This window comes from Azorhizobium sp. AG788, from assembly GCF_004364705.1.
Classification (GTDB): domain Bacteria; phylum Pseudomonadota; class Alphaproteobacteria; order Rhizobiales; family Xanthobacteraceae; genus Azorhizobium; species Azorhizobium caulinodans.
On sequence record NZ_SOBM01000009.1, the window covers coordinates 100,350 to 122,632 of the forward strand.

The following is a 22,283-nucleotide window of genomic DNA, read 5'->3' on the forward strand; positions in this document are numbered from 1 at the left end:
GCCCTCGCCGCCCAAAGCCCCGATGGGCTGACCCAAGCGCCTTCCGGAGGCCAAGCCCCAAGCGGCGCCCGTTCTACCCCCCTCCCACCCCTCCCCCCCAAGGGGGGAGGGCTTTGGCGCGCACACGGCCGACATTCCTCCCGCCAGAGGGCCACGCCATGACCGCGCAAGACACAGCCGGCGGGTTCGGCGTCTATGTGCATTGGCCCTTCTGTCTCGCCAAATGCCCCTATTGCGACTTCAACAGCCACGTGCGGCAGGCGCCGCCGGATCAGGCGCGCTATGTGGCCGCCTTCCGGCGCGAGATTGCGCACATGCGCGCGCTCACCGGGCCGCGCACGGCGGGGAGCGTCTTCTTCGGCGGCGGCACGCCCTCGCTGATGGCGCCGGAGACGGTGGCCGCCATTCTGGACGCCATCCGCGAGGCCTGGACGCTCGCCCCCGATGCCGAGATCACGCTGGAGGCCAATCCCACCAGCGTCGAGGCCGGGCGCTTCCGGGGCTATCGGGCGGCGGGGGTGAACCGCGTTTCGCTGGGCGTGCAGGCGCTCGATGACGGCGAGCTGAAGAAGCTCGGGCGGATGCACACGGTGGACGAGGCGCTGGGCGCGGTGGGCATCGCCCGCTCCATCTTCGAGCGCGTGTCCTTCGACCTGATCTATGCCCGGCCCGGCCAGAACCCGCAGGACTGGGCGCGCGAACTCTCCCGTGCCATTGACGAGGGCTGCGAGCATCTTTCGCTCTATCAGCTCTCCATCGAGCCGGGCACGGCGTTCGAGAAGCTCTATTCCGCCGGCAAGCTCCTCATTCCCGACGACGAGCACGCCCGTGCCCTGTGGGACGTCACGCAGGAGGTGACGGCGGCGAGCGGGCTGCCGGCCTATGAAATCTCCAACCACTCCCGGCCGGGCGCTGAGGCGCGGCACAACCTCGTGTACTGGCGCTATGGCCTCTATGCCGGCGTCGGCCCCGGCGCGCACGGGCGCGTGGGGCAGAAGGGCGAGCGCCGTGCCACCTATACCGAGCGCCATCCGGAAGGCTGGCTGAAGGCGGTGGAGGCGAACGGCCACGGCATCGTTTCGGAGGAGGTGCTCACCGCCGCCGAGCAGGCGGACGAGATGCTGCTCATGGGCCTGCGCCTCGCCGAGGGCGTGGATCTTGCCCGCCACGCGGCACTCGGCGGCGCGCCCATCGACCCCGCCCGCATCTCCATGCTCGCGGACGAAGGGCTGGTACGCCTCGACGGCACGCGCCTCAAGGTGCTGCCCCCCGGCTTCCCCGTGCTGAATGCGGTGATCGGGACACTGGCCGGCTGAGGCCTATTTCTTCGGGATCACTTCGGCGGGAAGCTCGAATTGGCCGCCTTCAGTGATGCCGATCTCCCGGAAGAAGGTCATGTGCATGTCGTAGGTGGGCTTCCCCCGGCACGCCATGACCTCCGGCGGCTTGCCCTCGGTCTCCGCGACAATCCCGCCGATGAGATCGACCCGGCCGGGAATCCAGTCGCCGACGGCAATGAAGACGGTATTGCGCACCGCCTCGCGCGTGAAGCGCAGCCAGATGCTGGCGCCGGCCGGATAGGAGATCATGCCGGACGAGAAGACGGCACCGGGCGGCGTGCCCTCGGGCGGATAGTTCACCAGCACCTTGTCGAGATGGCCGAAGCGATATTGCAGGCTGGCCTCTCCGGGTCCGCTGTCGCGCGAGGCGCAGACGGACGCCGTATGGCTCCCGAGATCGCAGGAAAAGATGATGGTCTCGTCCGCCCCGCAATAGCTGGGCGCCTCCGCACAAGCGGGCATGGCGAGCGCGAACGTCGCGGCAAGGCCGGACAAGGCTGTGCGCAAAGGCGCAACTGCGGGGGAAGTCATGGCGTTGATCCCGGGCGGGACAGATGGACGACGCCAAGCTAGCAGCCCGCGCCGGAGGACACGGCGTGCGGTCCTACCGCTCGCTGCGGGCGAGCACGTCCATCAGTTCGTCGATCTTCTTTGCCTGCTCCTCCGGATCGCCGGAGCGGATGGCATGCGCGACACAATGGCCCACGTGATCGCGCAGCACCTCTTCCTCCGCACGCCGGAGCGCGGCGCGGACGGCGGTGATCTGGGTCACGATATCAATGCAATAGCGGTCTTCCTCGACCATACGGGAGATGCCGCGCACCTGCCCCTCGATGCGGTTGAGGCGTTTCAATACGGAAGATCGGGCCGGTTCCTTCATGCTTGATGAGATACCCCTGCAGGGTATAAAAGACAAGACAGGATACCCCTAGGGGGTAATGAGATGTGATGCAGCGCAAGGCGCCGGCATCGCACCTCCGCTTCGCTGGAGGCCCTATGGCACACGAGCATCACACTCACGGATCGAACGCGGAAGCAGGCTCCTGCTGCGGGGGCAAGGCCACCGCCCCGCTCGACCTTGTCCCGAAGGCCGCATCGGCGGCGGCAAGCGACTGCTGCGGCGGCAACGCCCCGCCCCCGCTTGATCTCAGCCCCAAGGCCATCGATCCGGTGTGCGGCATGAGCGTGGATATCGCCACCGCCAAGCATCGCGCGACCTATCAGGGCAAGACCTTCTATTTCTGCTGCAACGGCTGCAAGACCAAGTTCGAGGCCGATCCCGAGGCCCAGCTTGCCAAGGCCAAGGCCCGGGACGAGGCCAAGGCGGCGCAGAAGACAGAGGCCTCCGCCTGCTGCGACCATGATCATGGCCACGCCCATGCCGCCCCGGCGAACGCCGCCCTCGTGAAGGATCCCGTCTGCGGCATGGACGTGGACCCGGCGACCGCCAAATACCGGTCGCACCACGGCGGGCATGACGTCTTCTTCTGCTCACCGAGCTGCAAGACGAAGTTCGACGCCCATCCCGAGCATTATACGGACGGTGGCGCCCCGCCGCCGGTGGACGTGCCCGAGGGCACCATCTTCACCTGCCCGATGGACCCGGAAATCCGGCAGATCGGCCCCGGCACCTGCCCCATCTGCGGCATGGCGCTGGAGCCGGAAGTGGCGAGCCTCGACGACGGGCCGAATGTCGAGCTCATCGACATGACCCGCCGCTTCTGGATCGGCCTCGCCCTCGCCCTGCCTGTGTTCGTGCTGGAGATGGGCAGCCATCTGGGGCTGCACCTCATCGCCCCGCAGGTCTCCAATTACGTGCAGTTCGCGCTGGCAAGCCCCGTAGTGCTGTGGGCCGGATGGCCCTTCTTCCAGCGCGGCGTCGCTTCGGTGCGCTCCGGCCACCTCAACATGTTCACGCTGATCGCGCTGGGCACCGGGGTCGCCTATCTCTACAGCCTCGCCGGCACCTTCCTGCCCGGCCTGTTCCCCGACGCCTTCCGGGGCCATGGCGGCGCCGTGCCGGTCTATTTCGAGGCCGCGGCGGTCATCACCGTTCTGGTCCTGCTGGGCCAGGTGCTGGAGTTGCGCGCGCGCGCCGCCACCTCCGGTGCCATCAAGGCGCTGCTGGGCCTCGCCCCGAAGACCGCCCGCCGCATCGCCGCCGATGGCAGCGAGGCCGATGTGGCGATCGAGGAGATCCATCCCGGCGACCTTCTGCGCCTGCGCCCCGGCGAGAAGGTGCCGGTGGACGGCACGGTGGAGGAGGGCCGCGCGAGCGTGGACGAATCCCTCGTCACCGGCGAATCCCTGCCCGTCACCAAGGAGACCGGCGCCGCCGCCATCGCCGGCACGCTGGTGGCTTCCGGCGGCTTCGTCATGCGCGCCACAAAGGTGGGGCGCGAGACGCTGCTCGCCCAGATCGTGCAGATGGTGGCGCAGGCCCAGCGCTCCCGCGCGCCCATCCAGCGTCTTGCCGATCAGGTGTCCGGCTGGTTCGTGCCGGCGGTTCTCGCGGCGGCGCTGGCGAGCTTTGCGGTGTGGATGTGGGTCGGCCCCGAGCCGCGCCTCACCTTCGCGCTCATGGCCGCCGTCTCGGTGGTCATCATCGCCTGCCCCTGCGCACTCGGCCTCGCGACGCCCATGTCCATCATGGTGGGCGTCGGGCGCGGCGCGCAGGCCGGCATCCTCATCAAGAGCGCCGAAGCGCTGGAGCGCATGGAAAAGGTGACCGTGCTGGTGGTGGACAAGACCGGCACGCTCACGCAAGGCAAGCCCAAGGTCACCGGCATCCGCGCCACCGGCCTGCCCGAGGACGAATTGCTGCGCCTCGCCGCCAGCCTCGAACAGGCGAGCGAGCATCCCCTCGCCGCCGCCGTGGTGACCGAGGCGCAGGCGCGTGGGCTGAAGCTCGCCCCCGTGACGGATTTCGACAGCCCCGCCGGCAAGGGCGTCAGCGGCACCGTCGAGGGTCGGCGCCTCCTCATCGGCAATGCGGACTACCTGCGCGACAGCGGCGTCCCCACGGACGCGCAGGTCAAAGAGGCGGAAGCGCTGCGGGCCGAAGGCGCGACCGTCGTCCTCGTGGCGGTCGACGGCACCGCCGCCGGCCTCGTCGCCATCGCCGATCCGGTAAAGGCGACGACGCCCGATGCCTTGAAAGCCCTGAAGGCGGAAGGCGTGCGCGTGGTCATGCTCACCGGCGACACCCGCACCACGGCCGAAGCCGTGGCCCGCCGCCTCGGTATCACCGAGGTCGAGGCCGGCGTCCTGCCCGACCGCAAGGCGGATGTGGTGCAGCGCCTGCGCGCCAAAGGCGAGGTGGTGGCCATGGCGGGCGATGGCGTGAACGACGCCCCGGCGCTCGCCGCCGCGGACGTGGGCATCGCCATGGGCACGGGCACCGATGTGGCCATGGAGAGCGCCGGCATCACCCTGCTGAAGGGCGACCTCGCCGGCCTCGCGCAGGCGCGCTCCCTCTCGCGCGCCACCATGCGCAACATCCGCCGCAGCCTGTTCTTCGCCTTCGTCTACAATGCGGCGGGCGTGCCGCTGGCGGCGGGCATCCTCTATCCGGTGCTCGGCCTCCTGCTCTCGCCCATGGTGGCGGCGGCGGCCATGTCGCTCTCCTCCGTCAGCGTCATCGCCAACGCTCTGCTGCTGCGGCGCTGGCGCCCGCAATAGGGCTCGACGCCTTTGCGCTTTCCCCGCACCATGGTGTGGGGGAGCGAATGGCGGGACAGGCCCTTCACTGGCTGGGGACAGCAGCCCGCCGCGCCGGATCGGCGGCGCGGACCGGCGGGCGCGTCCTGCTCGACCTCGCCTTGCCGCCCACCTGCATCGCCTGCAAGGCCATCATCGCAACGCCCGGGACCCTATGCGCCGCCTGCTGGCGCGACCTGCGGCTGATCGAACGGCCCTATTGCGAACGGCTCGGCACGCCCTTCCCCTTCGAGGATGGGGCGACGCGGCTCTCGGTGGAAGCCGTCACCGACCCGCCCGCCTTTGATCGCGCCCGCGCCGCCACCCTGTTCGGGCCCGTGTCGCAGGATCTGGTGCACGGCCTCAAATATGCCGACCGCATGGACCTCGCCCTTCCCATGGCGCGGCTGATGGCACGGGCGGGGGCGGACCTTCTGGCCGACGCCGATCTCATCCTGCCGGTGCCGCTCCACGGACTGCGGCTGTGGCGGCGGCGGTTCAACCAGGCGGCGCTCCTCGCCCGCCACGTCTCGCGCCTCTCCGGCGTGCCGGTGCGCACGGATGTGCTCCGCCGCGTCCGCGCGACGCCCTCGCAGGTCTCGCTCTCGCGGGAGGAGCGGCGGGCCAATGTGGCCGGCGCCTTCGACGTGCCCCCACCGCTGCGCGCGGCCGTGGAAGGGCGGCACCTCCTCCTGGTGGACGATGTGATGACCACCGGAGCAACGCTCGAATCCTGTGCCCGCGTACTGCGCCGCAGCGGCGCCGCCGCCATAGACGTGCTGACCTTCGCCCGGGTTGTCGACGGCGGTTGAGGCGGGTTATCATGCGACGAATTCGTGACGTCATGATGCGTCGCGATGAGGACCCCCATGAAATCCATCGTCATCTACACCAAGAGCTGGTGTTCCTACTGCCATGCCGCCAAGGAACTCTTGCGGCGCAAGGGCTGGACCTTCACCGAGATCGACGTGACCACCGATCCCGCCGGCCAGCAGGAAATGTCCAAGAAGGCGGGCGGGCGCACCTCCGTGCCGCAGATCTTCATCGGCGAAACCCATGTGGGTGGCTGCGACGACCTCTATGCCCTTGAAGACGCCGGCCGCCTCGACGCCTTGATGGCGGCCTGACGCCGCGCGCCGGCACCGCCCCGCCCGGGCGGAGCTTGGCTGCGGGCGGCGCAATGCCTATCTCTCCCCCGTCGGGAACGCCTCCCGTCAAGCGAGACCGGGATATGACCAGCACCGCCGAGACCGCCCGCCTGCGCGTTGGCCTTGTCCAGTTGCGCTCCGGGCGCGACATGGATGCCAATATCGAGATCGCGACCGCCCTCATCCGCGAGGCGGCGCGGGACGGCGCGCGTTACGTGCAGACGCCGGAAGTCACCCATCTCATGGAGATGGACCGCGCGGTGCTGTTCACCAAGCTCAAGGACGAGCCGCTCGATCCCGGCCTGCGTGCCTTCCAGGCGCTGGCGAAGGAACTGGGCATCCACCTGCACGTGGGCTCGCTGGCGGTGCGCGTGTCCGAGACCAAGGCCGCCAATCGCGGCTTCCTCATCGGACCGGATGGCGAGATCGCTGCCCGCTACGACAAGATCCACATGTTCGACGTGGACCTGCCGGGCGGCGAGAGCTACCGGGAATCCAACGCCTACCGGCCCGGCGAGCGGGCGGTTCTGGGCCATGCGGACGAATTCAAGCTCGGCATGAGCATCTGCTACGACCTGCGCTTCCCGGCGCTCTATCGCGCGCTGGCGGAGAGCGGTGCGAGCGTGCTCACCGCCCCCTCCGCCTTCACCCGGCCCACGGGCGAGGCGCACTGGCACATCCTGCTGCGCGCCCGCGCCATCGAGACCGGCGCCTACATGCTGGCGGCCGCGCAAGGCGGCAAGCACGAGAACGGCCGCGAGACCTATGGCCACTCCCTCGTGGTGGACCCGTGGGGCCGCGTCATCGCCGAGGGCGGCACCGAGCCCGGTGTCATCCTGGCCGAACTGGACATGGCGGAAGTGGAAGCCGCGCGCAGCCGCGTGCCCTCGCTCCGCAACGGCCGGCGCTTCGAGCTGGCGGACGTGCCGGCCGGCCGCCTGCACGTGGTGGGAGCCGCCACGTGATCCGCTACACGCTCCGCTGCACTTCGGACCATACGTTCGATAGCTGGTTTCCCTCCTCCGACAGCTTCGATGCCCAGAAGGCGCGCGGCCTCGTCTCCTGCCCCACCTGCGGCGCCACCACGGTGGAGAAGGCGGTGATGGCCCCCGCCGTCTCGCGCACCGACCGGGAGAAGGCGCCGCCGGCCGCCCGGCCCGAGGGCGAGCCGACGACGCCCGTGGCCGTCATGGGCGAGCAGGAGCAGGCTTTCCGCGCCCTGCTGCGCGAGTTGAAGGACCACGTCACCCGCAATGCGGATTATGTGGGCGACGAATTCGCCACCCTCGCCCGGCAGATGCACGAGGGCGAGGTGGAGCACCGCTCCATCTATGGCGAAGCGACCGCCGACGAGATCAAGGCCCTGCGCGAGGACGAGGTGGAGGTCTTCCCCCTGCCGGTGCTGCCCGACGAGCGGAACTGAGACCGGCCCTGCGGGGCTCAGCGGCGCGCGGCGCCCATCATGGCGAGGACGGCCTGCGAGAGCGGACCATTCGGGCTGTTCAGCGCCTCCGGCACCTCGAAATGGTTCCGGTTGAACAGGGTGAAGCGCCCCGCAAGCTTTCCCATGCCCGCCAGCACGGTGGCGAATTCCTTGGCCTGCCGCTGGAACTCCGGGCTCTCCTTGTCTCCGCTCACCACGATGACCGGGCAGGTCAGATGCGCGAGCTGGCGCAGGGGGCTGAGCGCCACCACGTCCGCGGGCGCGAGCTTGACGTAGGAGCTGCGCGAGGAGAGCAGGACGGGATAGAGCTCGTACATGCCGCTCATGGCGACACCACCCTTGATCAGGTCCTGCGGCCCGCCGAGCGCGCGCCAGTCGGTGGTCAGCATCACCGCGCACAGATGACCGCCGGACGAATGGCCGGAGACGAAGATCCGTTCGGGATCGCCACCGAAGCGCGCGACATTGGCGTGTAGCCAGAGCAGCGCCCGCCGACACTGGGCGGCCATCTCCGGCAAGGTGACCGCAGGGATATTGGCGAAATTCAGCGCCACATAGAGGCAGCCGTTCTGGATGAAGGTCGGCGCGGGAGCGGAGGCGTCCTCCTTCTGGAGCCCGCGCCAGGCCCCGCCATGGATGAACACCATCACCGGCAGGCCCTTGGCCCCCTCCGGCGCGAAGATGTCCAGCGTCTCGGCCTCGCTCGCGCCATACCGCTCGGTGCGCGGGGGAAACTGCTTGCGGACGGCGGCGCTGTCGGTGGCGTAGCGGGCGATGACCTGATTGGCGTTGGCCGCCCACTCGCGCTGGTCATAGGCCTGATCCAGCATCTCCTGGGAATAGTCCAGGAACACGCCACCCGCCGCGTGCGCCATGGCGGACGAGGCCAGAAGCCCCGCGAGACTGAAGCTGAACTGCCGACGATCCATCCGCGACCTCCATTATTTCAAGCCTGAAATAATGGAGCCGCCAAGTCAACGCTCCGCCTCCGCCTGTGCAGCAGGTGCTTAACGAGCTGCCGGAAGGGAAATCCGCTCAGCCCTCGGAGGTATGGAAGGCGGGCTTCGCCACGAGGAAATAGTTCACGTCCGTGTCGGCGGCGATCTTCCATTCGCCGCGCAGCGGATCGAACACCATGCCGGCGAGCTCGCTCATCTCGAACCCTGCCGCGCCCATCTCCGCTTCCAGTTCGGCGGGGGTGATGAACTTGTCCCAGCGGTGGGTGCCGCGCGGCAGCCAGCGCAGCACATATTCCGCCCCCACGATGGCCAGCGCGAAGCTCTTGGCCGTGCGGTTGAGGGTGGAGACGATCATGATGCCGTTGGGGTTCACCATCTCGCCGGCGCGGCGCAGGAACAGGCCCACATCGGCCACGTGCTCCACCACCTCCAGCGCCAGCACCACGTCGAAGCGCTCGCCCGCATCCGCCAGCTCCTCGGCTGTGCCCTGCCGGTAATCGACGCGCACACCCGCCTCGTCCGCATGGGAGTGGGCGACGACGATGTTGCCGGGGGCGGGATCGACGCCCACCATGTCCGCGCCCATGCGGGCCAGCGGTTCGGAGAGCAGGCCGCCGCCGCAGCCGATGTCGAGGATGCGCAAGCCCTTCAGCGGGCGGAGCGAGCGGGCATCATGGCCGAAGTGGCGCACCAGCACGTCGCGCACGAAGCCGAGCCGCACGGGATTGATGGCATGGAGGGGAGCCATCTTGCCCTTGGGGTCCCACCACTGCGCGCCGAGCGCATCGAAGCGGGCCACTTCGGACGGGTCGATGGTCGCGTTCGCCGTCATGCGCATCTCCTGATCATCAACGGGGCGCCCGATCTGCCCCCTCCCAACCCTCCCCCGCAAGCGGGAGAGGGCTTTGCCGCAGGCTCTAAAGCCGCCCTCGACCCCCGCGCGCCCTGCCCCCTCTCCCGCTTGCGGGGGAGGGCTGGGGAGGGGAAATTCTGCCGGACTCTAGGCGGCCATCACGGCCCCCACAAGGCAACGGGGCACGGGCGAAAGCCCGCACCCCGTCTCAATACGCATCAGACGCGCGAACCGCTCAGGCGCGGACCATGCCCACGATGTCCTTCACGTCGCGGATGGTCTGGTCCGCGATCACCCGCGCCCGGTCGGCGCCGTCCTTCAGGATGGCGTCGATGGCCGACACGTCGCCCATAAGGCGCTGCATCTCGCCGCCGATGGGGCCGAGCTTGGCCACCGCCAGATCCACCAGCGCCATCTTGAAGGTGGAGAACTGCCCGCCGCCGTATTCCGTCAGCACCGCCTGCTTGGTGGTGTCGGAGAGGGCGGCATAGATGCCCACGAGATTGTCCGCCTCGGGCCGGGCCTTGAGGCCCTCTTCCTCGGAGGGCAGCGGCTCGGGATCGGTCTTGGCCTTGCGCACCTTGGAGGCGATGGCGTCCGCATCATCCGTGAGGTTGATGCGCGACATGTCGGAGGCATCCGACTTCGACATCTTCTTGGAGCCGTCGCGCAGGCTCATCACCCGCGTGGCCGGGCCGGCGATCAGCGGCTCGGTGAGCGGGAAATAGCCTTCGCCGAAGCCGTTCTCCGCGATGGAGGGGCCGAAGTCCGTGTTGAACTTCTGGGCGATGTCGCGGGTCAGTTCCAGATGCTGCTTCTGGTCCTCGCCCACGGGCACATGGGTGGCGCGATAGAGCAGGATGTCCGCGGCCATCAGGCTCGGATAGGCGAACAGGCCCAGCGAGACATTCTCGCGGTCCTTGCCGGCCTTCTCCTTGAACTGCGTCATGCGGTTGAGCCAGCCCATGCGGGCGACGCAGTTGAACACCCAGGCCAGTTCCGCATGGCCGGAGACCTGGCTCTGGTTGAAGACGATGTGGCGCTTGGGATCGATGCCGCAGGCGATGAAGGCGGCCGTCACCTCGCGGATGTGGCGCTTCAGCTCCGCCGGGTCCTGCCAGACGGTGATGGCGTGCAGGTCCACGACGCAATAGATGCACTCGTGGCTCTCCTGCAACGCCACGAAGCGCTTGATGGCCCCGAGATAATTGCCGAGATGCAGATTTCCGGTGGGCTGAACGCCGGAAAAGACCCGTTCCGCGACCGCCGCCATTGGCGACCTCCTCAAGGACGGCGCAAACACCGCCATCCGCCTGTGGACCGGCGACCCTGTGGCCGCCCTTCAAAGATGAGGCCGCGTCATGCCAGCCCATGCCCCCCGATGCAAGGGCAAGGTGCGCCGCACCTTACCCGAGCGGCGCGAGGAAGGCGCGGATGGCCTCCTGCGCGGGGGCATCCCAGAGCAGCGGCGCATGGCCTTCTTCCGCCACCGTGTGCACCTGAAGGCCGGGATGGCGCACGCCCATCTCCTCGACTGTGGTCGCGGAGAGAATGTCCGACAGGGCGCCATGGATGACCATGGATGGCACGTCCTTCAGCGTCTCGAACGCGGGCCAGAGGTCCGGCAGGGGCTTGGAGGGATCGAACGCCTTGAAGGCTTCTTCCAGCAGCGCGTCATAGGCGAGGCGCGGGCGGCCGGCATCGTCGCGATAGATCTGCCGGGCGAAGCGCTCCCAGCCGTCCTCGGACAGGCCGGGAAAGAGGAAGCCCTGTGCGCGCTTCAGGTCTGCCACGAGATCCGGCCACGTCTCGGGGATCGGCTTGCCCACATAGCCGGCGATCCGGGCGAGGCCCGCCGTCTCGATGACCGGGCCGATGTCGTTGAACAGGGCGCCCGCGAACAGGTCCGTCCGCTTCAGCACGCCCGCCAGCATGAGCATGACGAGGCCACCCCGCGAGGTGCCGAGGAAGGCGGCGCGGGAAATGCCGAGCGCTTCCAGCCCCTTGAGCGTGTCTTGCGCTTCCTGAAGTGGATTGTAGGTGACGACCGGCCCATAGGCCGAGCCGCCGCGCCCCCGGAAATCGAAGCCGATCACCTGACGCGGTGCTTCTCCGTCCTCGGAGAGCGCGCGGGCGAGCGCCTCGAAATCCCCGGCGTTGCGGGTAAGGCCGGGCAGCACGACTAGGGGCAAGCGCTCCGTGGGCTGGCCCCAGATGCGCGCCAGCAAGGCGAGGCCATCGGTGCTCGGAAAGGCGAAGAAGTCCGGCATGGTCCTCAGGTCTCCCGTTGCGATCTCGCCCGCCGGGGTCGCAGGGCGAGCAGCGTCACGCCATAGATGATCATGCCGAGACCGACGAGGGCGGCAAGGCGCAGCAGCCCCTCCAGCGACTGCGGCGCGGGCGGCGTCCAGAAGCGCGCCGCCCCGTCCACGGCGGCGCCCATGAGCGCGCCGGCGCAGAGGATCGCAAGGCCCTGCCGCAGCAGCGTGCGGTCCACCGCCAAGAGGCCCCGGCGGGCCAAGAGGCCGCCGAGCAGCAAGACGCTTGCCGTGGCACACAGCGCGATGGCGCCTGCCGCCGCCACCGGCCCGGCGAAGGCGTTCGCGCCGAGGGCCAGCAACAGGCAGGCGAGGAGCGAGCCGGCGCCGATGCGCTCGGCGGAACCGATGACGCCATGGGTCAGCGCCGTTGCCGCCAGCACGCGCTCGACGCCCTGCGCCGGCAGGGCGAGCGCGAGGATGGCGAGGAACTGCGCGGTGGCCGCCGCATCCTCGGCCGTAAAGCCACCGCGCTGATAGAGCACGCCTACGATGGGCGGGGCGAGCAGACAGAGGCCGAGCCCCGCCGGGAGGGCGAGCCCAAGCGCCGCCAGCAGTGCTCCCGACGCTTCCCGCCCCGCCGACTTTCCGCCCATGGCGAGCAGCGGCACCAGCACCGCCCCCGCGCTCGCCCCCACAAGGCCGAGGGGCAGGTCCATGAGGCGCTGGGCATAGTTCAGGGCCGACACGGCGCCGGGCGTGGCCGAGACCACCGCGGCGACGAGGAACAGGCGCAGCAGCGGCAGGCCCGCAAACAGCAGGGCCGGCGTGCTCGCCCGCAGCACACGCCCCGCCCCTCGCCAGTCGGGACGCACGACGGCAGGCCGGCTGGGCAGGCCCCGGGTGGCCAGCATCATGAGGGCGAGCTGGGCCACGCCCGCCGCGACAGTGGCCGCCGCCATGGCGCGGGCGGCGGCGGCGGTGCCGATCAGCCCTTCCAGCGCCACATAAACAATGGCCGCCAGCGCCACCACATTGGCCAGCATGGGCGCGAGCGCGGGCAGCGCGACGCGCCCACCGCCATTGGCGAGGCCGCCATAGACGGCAGCGGCGGCGGCGAGCGGCAGATAGAGAAGGGCGATGCGCCCGCAGGCGATGGCGAGGTCCGCGCGCTCGCCGCCGGCCTCGAAGCCCGGCGCGAGCGCCCGGATCAGCGCCGGCATGAAGACGGCGCCGGCGAGCGCGAAGGCGAGCAGGAGGGCGAAGAGGGCCAGCAGCACGGCGAGCACCAGCCGCCGCGCGCCCTCATGCCCGTCCCGCGCCTGCGCCCGCACCAGCGCGGGGATCAGCGCCGCATTGAAGGCCCCGTCCGCCAAAAGGCGCCGGGCCAGCAGCGGCAGGGCGAGCGCGGCCATGAGTGCGTCCGCCAGCGGCCCGGCGCCGAGCACGGCCGCTGTGCCGGCATCCCGCGCAAAGCCGAGCACCCGCGAGCCGAGGGTCGCGGCGGAGACGATGGAGGCGCGGCGGGTGGAAAGAGACATCCGGCGGGAGAGCCATGGGCGGTTCCGCGCCCTTATGGCAAGGGCGGGCGGGGCTGTCGATGCCGGAGCCGGCCCAGACATGGCGCCGAAAACACGAAGGCCCCGCCGGACGGACCGGCGGGGCCTTGCGCAATTCAGAACGCGAAGTGTCGCGGATCAGGCCTCGGTGGTTTCCTCGGCCTCTTCGGCCTCGGCGGCGACCTCCTCGACCTCATCCTCGTCCTCGTCGCCGGGGCGACGGATTTCCTCGCCGCGGGCGAGGCGCTCGGCCTCGTCGGCGCTGCGGGCGACGACCACATTCACCTTCACCTCGACTTCCGGGTGCAGGGTCACGGGCAGGACGTGCAGGCCGATGGTCTTGATCGGGTGGTTCAGCACGATCTGCTGGCGGTCCACGGTGAAGCCGTCGGCGGTGAAGGCGCCGGCGATGTCGCGGGTGGAGACGGAGCCGTAGAGCTGGCCGGTCTCGCCCGCCTGGCGCAGGATCACGACCTTCTGGCCGTCGAGCTTGGCGGCGACGGCGGACGCCTCGGTCTTGAGCTCGAGGTTGCGGGCCTCAAGCTGCGACTTCATTTTCTCGAAGCGGGCGCGGTTTTCCTTGGTGGCGCGCAGGGCCTTGCCGTTGGGCAGGAGGAAATTGCGGCCGTAGCCGTCACGCACGCGCACCACATCGCCGATCTGGCCGAGCTTGGCGACGCGCTCCAGCAGGATGACTTCCATTGTCTTTACTCCTCGGTTCTCAGGTTCGATTTCAGGATTTTCGGGTTCACGAAGTTCAGCGATCGTTGGCCGCCGGCGGCGCGCCGCCGGTGCCGATCCGCCGGCGCAGGTCAAACAGCGCGTCGGCAACCCCGACGAGCGCCATCACCAGCGCCGGCCAGCCGAGGGCGAGGGTCATCACCCACGCCCCGGCAAGCAGGAAGGGGCGCGCCGCGCGGCCCCGGGTCAGGAAGTGCAGCACCGCAAAGCCGCTCGCCGTGTAGCAGACGATGAGCGCCGCAGCCCCCGCCGCCGCGCACAGGCCCATCAGGCCCGGCGTCATGGCGAGCGCCACGAGGACCGCCAGCACGATGGGGGTGAGGCCCGGCAGGCGGAGCGCCGCGAGGTCCGGCCAGGGCCGGTTCAGCCGGCCGGAGACGCGGGCTGTGCGGCCGGCGAGATAGAGGCAGCCGAGTTGCGTCGCCAGCATGAGGGTGGCGGCGGTCGGCGGCAGGATGATCGCCACCGTCTCGGCCACGGCCGCCACATTGGACATGCCGCTGCCGCCAGCAGCGCCCTGCGCGGCCACGAAGGCCTGGAAGGCGGCGGCGATGGCGCGACGGTAGGTCTCGTAATCGCCGGACATGGAAAACAGCGCCACGGTGACGCTGAGCGTGGCGAAGCCCGCGCCCACCACCATCACCCCGCCGATGGGAAACCACACCATGCCGTCGCGGGCGGCCGGGTCCGGCCGCGCCAGCAGCGCGCAATAGGCGAGCGCCCAGGCGGGAATACCGATGCCCATGAGATAGGCGATGAGGAAGGTGGTGCCGTAGAGCAGACCGAGGCCGATGGCGGCAGCCGCAACGCCGATGGCGGCGGAGATGTGGGAGAAGGCGAGCCCGCTCACCATCAGCGGCAGAGGCGCGAGGTAGAACAGCGGGACGGCCAGCATCGATCCCGACGCCACGCCGGCGACGAGAAGTGCGGACGCAAGGCCCGCCGCGATGCCTATGAGCAGAAGAAATCCCATCCGACTTGCTGTCCCGCCACGCGGTTAGGGGAGGATCACCGTCCACCCCAGCAGACGCCGCAGGGCCGATCCCGGCGGCGCGTCTCTCAGAAAATGGCCCGCCCTCGGGAGGGCGGGCGGAATGTCAGGCTGACCTTGAAAGGCTCAGCGGATCACGAAGGGCAGCAGGCCGAGGAAGCGGGCGCGCTTGATGGCGGCCGACAGCTCGCGCTGCTTCTTGGCGGAGACCGCCGTGATGCGGCTCGGGACGATCTTGCCGCGCTCGGAGATGTAGCGCTGCAGGAGACGCACGTCCTTGTAGTCGATCTTCGGCGCATTCGGGCCGGAGAACGGGCAGGTCTTGCGACGACGGAAGAACGGACGGCGCTGACCGCCGCCACCACCAGCTTGAGCGAACGCCATCAGAAGGTCTCCTCGGTCGCGGCTTCCTCACGGTCGCGCCCACGGCGCGGGCGATCCTCGCGGTCACGGCCGCCGCCGAAACCACCACCACCGAAGCCACGCTCGCCGCGCTCGCCACGGTCATCGCGGTCACGCTTCTGGAGCATGGCGGACGGGCCTTCCTCCAGCTCGTCGACGCGGATGGTGAGGAAGCGCAGCACGTCCTCATCGATGCCCATCTGACGCTCCATCTCCTGCACCGCCGCCGCCGGGGCGTCGATGTTGAAGAGGGTGAAGTGGGCCTTGCGGTTCTTCTTGATGCGATAGGTCAGGGACTTCACGCCCCACGCTTCGACCTTGGAGACAGTGCCCCCGTTCGCTTCGATCACGCCCTTGAAACGGGCGGCCAGTTCCTCGACCTGTTGCGCCGTAACGTCCTGGCGCACGAGGAACACGTGCTCATAGAGCGACATGTGTCTGTGCCTTTCTGTTGCTCCGCCCCCGGCGCCAAGCCCTTTCGAACCTTGGGAAAGGCTCGCTTGCTCGGAAGGCGGGAACACGGGACGACGGACCTTTCGGCCCTGCCCTCCCCGTTCCTGAGAACGAGAAAGACCGTCCGTTCAGCCCCCGGCCGGGGCAACGGAAGCGGGGCGTATAGCAGCTTCTGGCCCAAAGGCAAGGGTCGCGGGCGGGGCAGCGCCCCTGATTCGCGCGGGGCCGCCGGCCCAAAGAAACCGGGGCCGCGCCCCAAGCGCTCCCGCTTTGGGCCTCAAACGGGCCACGAACGGGGAGAAGAAACAAGCCGGAGCCGAAGGTACTCCGCCCACGGGGTGGATGGGCCGAAGGTTCGCTTCCATGCCGGTGGTGTTTCGTGGCAGGACGGGAAGGATCAGGAGCCAGATGGCGACAGCCATGAACGTGCCAGAGCCCAGAGCCAATACCGACGCGGTCAGCCTCGTGCGCTGCCCGAACGGCCATTATCACGAGCCGGGCCCCTGCCCCTTCTGCTCCGCCGCCGAAGACCTGAAGGCCTCGGCCGGCGCCAGCGCGGCCGCCGATCTCAAGGCCTCCGCCGAGGAACGCCTCGCCGATCCGGTCGAGCCGCGCCGACGCGGCTCCGCGCTGTTCCTGTTCAATGTCATTGCCGGCACTGCGGCGCTGATCCTGGTCGGCATCGCGTGGACGCTCATCTTCCGCACCTCGGATCGTCCGCCGGGACCTGCCGCGCCGCAGCCGCCCAAGGCCACGGCCGCCGCGCCGGCCGCACCCGCCCAGCCCCCAGCGGCGGCGCAGTCCACCGCGCAGGCGCTGGCCGATGCGCCCAAGCCCACACCCATTCCGCCGCCTGAGCCGAGCGCGCCGCCCGGCGCCGCACAGCCCCAGACCGCGCAGCCGCAGACCGCACCGGCGGAGCCCGCACTCGCCGACAATGCGCCCCTGCCCGTGCCGCGGCCGCAGGTTCCCGATCCCGTCACCGCCGATGCGGGCGGCGCGCCGCTTCAGGTCGCCCCGCAGCCGCAGGGCCTGATGCCGGTCCCACCCCAGCAGCAGGCACAGGCCGCGCCACCGCCGCAGAACGGTCCCTATCCGTGGAACGGCGGACGCCCGCCCGCCTCCATCCCCATGCAGCCGCCGCGCTCAAACCTACCGCCCGCCCAGCGCATGGGCGTGCCGACCAGCGTGATACAGCAGGTGCGCTGGCTGGACGGGCGGACGCTCGCGATTCTCGTGCATGCGCTCGATACCCAGCCGAACGAGACGCCGGTCATCGAGGACCGCCCGAGCGGCGATGTGGTCCGGGCCCGCCTGCGCAGCGGGCCGCCGCCCTGCCGCTACATGGAGATCTATCCCTCCCAGCGCAGCGACGCCTTCCTGTTCGTCCGCTTCTGCCCGGACAATCTGGGCCGCTGGATGGGACAGGACATGAGCGGCTACCGCTGAGTCACCGCCGCCAGTGCAGCGTCGACAGGCGCGGATCGGCGCTGAAGACGGCAGGGGGAAAGTCGAGCCTTAGATCAGGAAAGTCGCAGATGGCCTGCACGCCCGAGGGCGAGAGGCGCAGCCGCCATGTCTGCCGCTCGCCGATGCGCCCGTCCGCGAAGGCGGTGCAGGAGAGCACCGCCACGTTGCGCCCGCGATCCGGGTCGCGGACGGAGGCATAGCGCAGTAGCAGCAGTCCGGCCTCCCGCGCGATCTCCGCCAGCGCCTGGCAGGCCTCATAGTCGGTCAGGTGCGTCCAGGCGGCCCTGTCCCCATCGAGCGGCGGCACGGTGAGATCGAGCGCCCGCTCGGTGGCGATGCCGGTGGCGAAGGCGGTGTAGTCGGCGGCATTGCGCGGCCACGGTGTGCCGGGGGATTCGGCGAAGAAGAGCAGCCGGTAGAAGGCCATTTCCGCGACCGCTGTCTGCGGCGTCTCGGCGGCGTAGTAGACGCCCGGCGTGCGCCCGGCCCGGCGGAAGCGGGAGCCGTGCGGATAGGGCGGCGCATAACGGAAGGGCGAAGCGAGAAGATAGGGCAGCCGCGTGCATTCGGGCGGCAGCAGCGGCTTGGTCTCCTCGATCAGCTCTTCAAGCAGGGCCTGCTCGTCCAGCGTATCCACAAGCTTGAGGGTCGAGACGCGGTGCTGCGCCTCCACCAGCCGCCAGACGCGCCCCTCATAGGGCTGCGCCTCAGACGCGAGCGCGGCGGGCGTCCAGATAGGCGATGACATCGAGAAGTCCGGTCACGCTGCGGATGCGCTCGGCCGGTATGCCGCCGAGCGCGCTGTTCTCCGCCTGCATCCAGGCCCGGGCGGCGAGCGCATCGCCGCCGACGATGGCGTCGAGCCCCCGGAACAGGCGGACGAAAAGCACCGCGAGTTCAAAGGGCTTGCCGCCGTTCTCCAGAATGTAGCCGGCCTTGCGCATGCGCGAGACGGTGGCCTCCGAGACGCCGATCACCTCGCCGAGCCGCCGGGCGGTGAGGCCGAGGGCGTCGGCGGCGCGCACCACCGCCTTGGTGACGACGGCTCCGGCCTCGGGCCGCGGACCCGCGCCGGGAAGCGGATGGGACATCGGCATCAACCGGCAGCCTCCCTGCTTTCCATGGAAAGGAAAATATCATCTTCTTTCTAAAGATACCACCCATGCACGGAACTCGCGGCCATGATGCAGCGCAAGAGCCCGAAAACACTCGGGCTCGTCCTTGACTTCGCCCCCTGCGCGGTGTCTCTGCGCCGCCAAATTTAAAGCGGCAGGGAGCGCCCCATGAGCACAGCCTTCATCTTCCCCGGACAGGGCAGCCAGGCCGTCGGCATGGGCAAGGCGCTGGCCGAAAACTTCGCCGCCGCCCGCGACGTCTTCACCGAAGTCGATGCGGCACTTGGCGAACACCTCACCCGCATCATGTGGGAAGGCCCGGCGGACGAACTGACCCTTACCGCCAACGCCCAGCCGGCCCTCATGGCCACCTCGCTCGCCGCCCTGCGCGTACTGGAAGCCGAGGCGGGCCTGAACCTTGCCCGCGACGCCGCCTTCGTGGCCGGCCATTCGCTGGGCGAATATTCGGCGCTGGCCGCCGCCGGCACCTTCACCATCTCCGACGCCGCCCGCCTGCTGCGCATCCGTGGCCGCGCCATGCAGGACGCGGTGCCGGCCGGCGCCGGCGCCATGGCCGCGCTGCTCGGCCTTGATTACGAGCAGGCCGTCGCGGTCGCCGCCGAGGCCGCCGGTGACGACGTCTGCGAAGCCGCCAATGACAATGCCGGCGGACAGGTGGTGGTTTCCGGCAGCCTCAAGGCGGTGGAGCGCGCCATTGAGATCGCCAAGGCCAAGGGCGCCTCCCGCGCCATCCTGCTGCCCGTGTCCGCCCCCTTCCACTGCCGCCTGATGGAGCCCGCCGCCGAGGCCATGGCCGCCGCGCTCGCCGAGGTGGACGTGAAGGCCCCCGTGGTGCCGGTCATCTCCAACGTGCGCGCCTCACCGGTCACCGATCCGGCCGAAATCGTCCGCCTCCTGGTCGAACAGGTGACGGGCACGGTGCGCTGGCGCGAATCGGTGGTGTATATGGCTGGCGCGGGCGTCAACCGCGCGGTCGAGGTGGGCGCCGGCAAGGTGCTCTCCGGCCTCGTCCGCCGCATCGCCAAGGAGATCCAGGTGTCGGCGGTCGGCACGCCCGAGGACGTCGCCGCCTTCATCGCCGCCAAGGCCGCCCCGGCGGCCTGAAGCCCCTTTCCCGCAGCGCCGCCTCCGGCGCTGCGTCATCCGAAGGACGATCCATGTTCGATCTGAGCGGCAAGACCGCCCTCGTCACCGGCGCCACCGGCGGTCTCGGCGGCGCCATCGCCAAGGCCCTCCATGCCCAGGGCGCGACGGTCGCCATCTCCGGCACCCGCCGCGAGGCGCTCGACGCGCTGGCCGGCGAGCTGAAGGACCGGGTGCACGTTCTGCCCTGCAACCTCGGTGTCGCCGAGGAGGTGGAGAAGCTGGTGCCGGACGCGGAAGCGGCCATGGGCGTCGTAGACATCCTCGTCAACAACGCCGGCATCACCCGCGACAACATCTTCATGCGCCTCACCGACGAGGCGTGGGAGCAGGTTCTCAACGTGAACCTCACCTCCGCCTTCCGCCTGTCGCGGGCGGCGGTGCGCGCCATGATGCGCCGGCGCACCGGCCGCATCATCTCCATCACCTCCATCGTCGGCGTCACCGGCAATGCGGGCCAGGGCAACTATGCCGCCGCCAAGGCGGGCATGATCGGCATGTCCAAGGCCCTCGCCCAGGAAGTGGCGAGCCGCGGCGTGACGGTGAACTGCATCGCCCCCGGCTTCATCGCCACCCCCATGACCGACGCGCTCAACGACAAGCAGCGCGAGGCCATCCTGAAGTCCGTTCCGGCCGCCCGTCTCGGCACGCCGGAGGACATCGCGGCCGCCTGCGTCTATCTGGCGTCGGATGAAGCCGCCTACGTGACGGGCCAGACCTTGCACGTGAACGGCGGCATGGCGATGATCTGAGCCACGGGGTGCGCCGGGCACAGGCCCGCTGCGCCCGTGTGAGGCCCGCCCGCCCATGGGCGTTTCGGACGGCGGATGCCCGGGCATCTCCGCCTCCGGTCATGGGGCGGGGTTCCGCCGTTTCCAAGGGTTTGGCCGCAGGGTCGGCCTGCTGGCAATGGCTCGGGAAGTATGTTAACGAGCCGCTCGAACCGGTCCGAGCGGTGGATTGGATCTCTCAAGAAACGGCCCAGTTGCGCGGGTTTCTCGCATCGCGTGGGTGGGCCGGGAGCGGCGGCTGAGCGGTATCACGCCGAACTGCTGCTGCCGGATGGCCATTTTATTTCAGACAACGAGGGTGCATCGATGAGTGACATCGCCGAGCGGGTGAAGAAGATTGTCGCGGAGCATCTCGGGGTTGAGCCCGAGAAGGTGACTGAGAACGCCAGCTTCATCGACGATCTCGGCGCCGACAGCCTCGACACCGTGGAACTCGTGATGGCCTTCGAAGAGGCCTTCAACACCGAGATCCCGGACGACGCGGCCGAGACCATCCTGACGGTGGGCGACGCCATCAAGTTCCTGGAAAAGAACGCCGGCTGAGCCTGGCCTTTTCGACAGCACGGCCGCGGCACCGCGTGTCCGCGGCCGTTGTCATGACGGTACCGGAGTTGTCCACATGAGACGTGTTGTCGTCACGGGCCTCGGCATGGTGACGCCGCTCGGATGCGGTGTCGAGCCGACCTGGCGGCGGCTGCTCGCCGGCGAAAGCGGCGCCAAGCGCGTCGACACTTTCGACGTGTCCGATCTCCCCTGCAAGATTGCGGCGGTCATTCCGCGCGGGGACGGCAGCGACGGCAGCTACAATCCCGACCAGTGGATGGAGCCTAAGGAGCAGCGCAAGGTCGACGAGTTCATCGTCTATGCCATGGCTGCCGCCAAGCAGGCTCTGGACGATGCCGACTGGCATCCCACGGCCTATGAGGATCAGATCGCCAGCGGCGTGCTGATCGGCTCCGGCATCGGCGGCATCGAGGGCATTGCGGATACCGCGCTGACCCTCAAGGAAAAGGGGCCGCGCCGCGTCTCCCCCTTCTTCATTCCCGGCCGCCTCATCAACCTCGCCGGCGGATACGTGTCCATCGAGCACGGCCTCAAGGGTCCGAACCATGCCGTGGTCACCGCCTGCTCCACCGGCTCCCACGCCATCGGTGATGCTGCCCGCCTGATCGCCTTCGGCGATGCGGACGTGATGGTCGCCGGCGGCACCGAATCACCCGTGAACCGCCTCGCGCTCGCCGGCTTCGCCGCCTGCAAGGCGCTGGTCACCGCCTTCAATGACGAGCCCACCCGCGCCTCGCGTCCCTATGACCGCGACCGCGACGGCTTCCTCATGGGCGAGGGCGCCGGCATTGTGGTGCTCGAGGAACTGGAGCACGCCAAGGCCCGCGGCGCGAAGATCTATGCCGAGGTCATCGGCTACGGCCTCTCGGGCGACGCCTTCCACATCACCGCCCCGACCCCGGACGGCGACGGCGCCTTCCGCTGCATGACGGCGGCGCTGAAGCGGGCCGGCATCTCGCCGGGCGAGGTGGACTACATCAACGCCCACGGCACCTCGACCATGGCGGACGAGATCGAGCTGAAGGCGGTGGAGCGGCTGCTGGGCAATGCGGCGGCCAACGTCTCCATGTCGTCCACCAAGTCGTCCATCGGCCATCTGCTGGGCGCTGCCGGTGCGGTGGAGGCGATCTTCTCCATCCTCGCCATCCGCGACCAGATCGCGCCGCCGACGCTGAACCTCGAAAATCCGTCGGTGGAGACCCCGATCGATCTGGTGCCGCTCAAGCCGCGCGCCCGCAAGATCGACGTGGCCCTCTCCAACTCCTTCGGCTTCGGCGGGACCAACGCCTCGCTGGTCCTGCGCCGCTACGCGGCCTGAGCCTCCGGCGTCCC

The 22,283-nt window shown here is 69.7% G+C and carries 24 protein-coding genes; 11 read left to right on the plus strand and 13 right to left on the minus strand.

Annotated features, from left to right (window positions below):
* The first annotated feature begins 158 nt into the window (after positions 1 to 158).
* Positions 159 to 1,316 carry a radical SAM family heme chaperone HemW gene (hemW, locus tag DFO45_RS21775; RefSeq protein WP_133866508.1) on the plus strand — a complete coding sequence of 386 codons (1,158 nt, stop codon included), beginning with the start codon at positions 159 to 161 and terminating at the stop codon, positions 1,314 to 1,316.
* Between the two features lie 3 nt (positions 1,317 to 1,319).
* Here the strand turns inward: hemW and DFO45_RS21780 are convergent, their stop codons facing one another.
* Both DFO45_RS21780 and DFO45_RS21785 read right to left on the minus strand, forming a co-directional pair.
* The gene (locus DFO45_RS21780) at positions 1,320 to 1,871 is read right to left on the minus strand and encodes a hypothetical protein (protein WP_133866509.1); all 552 of its coding nucleotides are present in this window, start codon (positions 1,869 to 1,871) and stop codon (positions 1,320 to 1,322) included.
* 73 nt (positions 1,872 to 1,944) lie between these two features.
* Positions 1,945 to 2,220 carry a metal-sensitive transcriptional regulator gene (locus tag DFO45_RS21785; RefSeq protein ID WP_133866510.1) on the minus strand — a complete coding sequence of 92 codons (276 nt, stop codon included), beginning with the start codon at positions 2,218 to 2,220 and terminating at the stop codon, positions 1,945 to 1,947.
* 116 nt (positions 2,221 to 2,336) lie between these two features.
* On the opposite strand from DFO45_RS21785, the gene DFO45_RS21790 reads away from it, so the two are divergent.
* The 5 genes from DFO45_RS21790 to DFO45_RS21810 all read left to right on the plus strand — a co-directional run bounded on the left by DFO45_RS21790 (position 2,337) and on the right by DFO45_RS21810 (position 7,610).
* Complete coding sequence (locus DFO45_RS21790) at positions 2,337 to 5,021, plus strand: heavy metal translocating P-type ATPase (RefSeq protein WP_133866511.1); 2,685 nt, start codon at positions 2,337 to 2,339, stop codon at positions 5,019 to 5,021.
* A gap of 47 nt (positions 5,022 to 5,068) precedes the next feature.
* Positions 5,069 to 5,851 (plus strand): ComF family protein, encoded by a 783-nt coding sequence (locus DFO45_RS21795; RefSeq protein ID WP_133866512.1) that lies wholly within the window; start codon positions 5,069 to 5,071, stop codon positions 5,849 to 5,851.
* A gap of 57 nt (positions 5,852 to 5,908) precedes the next feature.
* Positions 5,909 to 6,166, plus strand: coding sequence for a glutaredoxin 3 (grxC, locus tag DFO45_RS21800; protein ID WP_133866513.1), 258 nt, complete (start codon positions 5,909 to 5,911; stop codon positions 6,164 to 6,166).
* A 104-nt stretch (positions 6,167 to 6,270) separates the two neighbouring features.
* Entirely contained in the window at positions 6,271 to 7,152 is an 882-nt protein-coding gene (locus tag DFO45_RS21805; protein WP_133866514.1) for a carbon-nitrogen hydrolase family protein, read from the plus strand.
* Positions 7,149 to 7,610, plus strand: a complete 462-nt coding sequence (locus DFO45_RS21810; RefSeq protein WP_133866515.1) for a DUF1178 family protein — start codon at positions 7,149 to 7,151, stop codon at positions 7,608 to 7,610. The genes DFO45_RS21805 and DFO45_RS21810 overlap by 4 nt, the downstream gene beginning before the upstream one ends.
* A 17-nt stretch (positions 7,611 to 7,627) precedes the next feature.
* On the opposite strand, the gene DFO45_RS21815 is transcribed toward DFO45_RS21810, so the two are convergent.
* The 9 genes from DFO45_RS21815 to rpsF all read right to left on the minus strand — a co-directional run bounded on the left by DFO45_RS21815 (position 7,628) and on the right by rpsF (position 15,828).
* Positions 7,628 to 8,560, minus strand: a complete 933-nt coding sequence (locus DFO45_RS21815) for an alpha/beta hydrolase (RefSeq protein WP_133866516.1) — start codon at positions 8,558 to 8,560, stop codon at positions 7,628 to 7,630.
* A 106-nt stretch (positions 8,561 to 8,666) separates the two neighbouring features.
* Positions 8,667 to 9,422 (minus strand): bifunctional 2-polyprenyl-6-hydroxyphenol methylase/3-demethylubiquinol 3-O-methyltransferase UbiG, encoded by a 756-nt coding sequence (ubiG, locus tag DFO45_RS21820; protein WP_166657220.1) that lies wholly within the window; start codon positions 9,420 to 9,422, stop codon positions 8,667 to 8,669.
* 256 nt (positions 9,423 to 9,678) lie between these two features.
* Entirely contained in the window at positions 9,679 to 10,716 is a 1,038-nt protein-coding gene (gene trpS, locus DFO45_RS21825) for a tryptophan--tRNA ligase (protein WP_043879734.1), read from the minus strand.
* A gap of 133 nt (positions 10,717 to 10,849) precedes the next feature.
* A complete protein-coding gene (locus DFO45_RS21830) occupies positions 10,850 to 11,713 on the minus strand; it encodes an alpha/beta hydrolase (RefSeq protein ID WP_133866518.1) in 864 nt (287 codons plus the stop codon).
* Between the two features lie 5 nt (positions 11,714 to 11,718).
* Complete coding sequence (locus DFO45_RS21835; RefSeq protein ID WP_166657221.1) at positions 11,719 to 13,242, minus strand: lipid II flippase MurJ; 1,524 nt, start codon at positions 13,240 to 13,242, stop codon at positions 11,719 to 11,721.
* Positions 13,243 to 13,398: 156 nt separating this feature from the next.
* The gene (gene rplI / locus DFO45_RS21840) at positions 13,399 to 13,962 is read right to left on the minus strand and encodes a 50S ribosomal protein L9 (protein ID WP_133866520.1); all 564 of its coding nucleotides are present in this window, start codon (positions 13,960 to 13,962) and stop codon (positions 13,399 to 13,401) included.
* Between the two features lie 55 nt (positions 13,963 to 14,017).
* Positions 14,018 to 14,974 carry a DUF2232 domain-containing protein gene (locus DFO45_RS21845; RefSeq protein ID WP_133866521.1) on the minus strand — a complete coding sequence of 319 codons (957 nt, stop codon included), beginning with the start codon at positions 14,972 to 14,974 and terminating at the stop codon, positions 14,018 to 14,020.
* A gap of 144 nt (positions 14,975 to 15,118) precedes the next feature.
* Positions 15,119 to 15,376 (minus strand): 30S ribosomal protein S18, encoded by a 258-nt coding sequence (rpsR, locus tag DFO45_RS21850; protein ID WP_012172827.1) that lies wholly within the window; start codon positions 15,374 to 15,376, stop codon positions 15,119 to 15,121.
* Positions 15,376 to 15,828: a 30S ribosomal protein S6 gene (gene rpsF / locus DFO45_RS21855; RefSeq protein ID WP_012172828.1), complete on the minus strand. Its 453-nt coding sequence runs from the start codon at positions 15,826 to 15,828 to the stop codon at positions 15,376 to 15,378. The genes rpsR and rpsF overlap by 1 nt, the downstream gene beginning before the upstream one ends.
* A gap of 427 nt (positions 15,829 to 16,255) precedes the next feature.
* On the opposite strand from rpsF, the gene DFO45_RS21860 reads away from it, so the two are divergent.
* A complete protein-coding gene (locus tag DFO45_RS21860) occupies positions 16,256 to 17,296 on the plus strand; it encodes a hypothetical protein (RefSeq protein ID WP_133866522.1) in 1,041 nt (346 codons plus the stop codon).
* 1 nt (position 17,297) lies between these two features.
* On the opposite strand, the gene DFO45_RS21865 is transcribed toward DFO45_RS21860, so the two are convergent.
* Positions 17,298 to 18,065, minus strand: a complete 768-nt coding sequence (locus tag DFO45_RS21865) for an RES family NAD+ phosphorylase (protein WP_133866523.1) — start codon at positions 18,063 to 18,065, stop codon at positions 17,298 to 17,300.
* A complete protein-coding gene (locus tag DFO45_RS21870) occupies positions 18,025 to 18,414 on the minus strand; it encodes an MbcA/ParS/Xre antitoxin family protein (RefSeq protein WP_133866524.1) in 390 nt (129 codons plus the stop codon). Before DFO45_RS21870 ends, DFO45_RS21865 begins: the two co-directional genes overlap by 41 nt.
* Before the next feature lie 186 nt (positions 18,415 to 18,600).
* Here DFO45_RS21870 and fabD point away from each other — a divergent pair, with 186 nt between their 5' ends.
* The 4 genes from fabD (at position 18,601) to fabF (ending at position 22,269) form a co-directional block, all read left to right on the plus strand.
* Entirely contained in the window at positions 18,601 to 19,557 is a 957-nt protein-coding gene (gene fabD / locus DFO45_RS21875; protein ID WP_133866525.1) for an ACP S-malonyltransferase, read from the plus strand.
* A gap of 53 nt (positions 19,558 to 19,610) precedes the next feature.
* Positions 19,611 to 20,348 carry a 3-oxoacyl-[acyl-carrier-protein] reductase gene (gene fabG / locus DFO45_RS21880; RefSeq protein WP_012172833.1) on the plus strand — a complete coding sequence of 246 codons (738 nt, stop codon included), beginning with the start codon at positions 19,611 to 19,613 and terminating at the stop codon, positions 20,346 to 20,348.
* Positions 20,349 to 20,693: 345 nt separating this feature from the next.
* Positions 20,694 to 20,930 carry an acyl carrier protein gene (locus DFO45_RS21885; protein ID WP_012172834.1) on the plus strand — a complete coding sequence of 79 codons (237 nt, stop codon included), beginning with the start codon at positions 20,694 to 20,696 and terminating at the stop codon, positions 20,928 to 20,930.
* Positions 20,931 to 21,006: 76 nt separating this feature from the next.
* Positions 21,007 to 22,269, plus strand: a complete 1,263-nt coding sequence (fabF, locus tag DFO45_RS21890; protein ID WP_012172835.1) for a beta-ketoacyl-ACP synthase II — start codon at positions 21,007 to 21,009, stop codon at positions 22,267 to 22,269.
* The last annotated feature ends 14 nt before the right edge of the window (positions 22,270 to 22,283 follow it).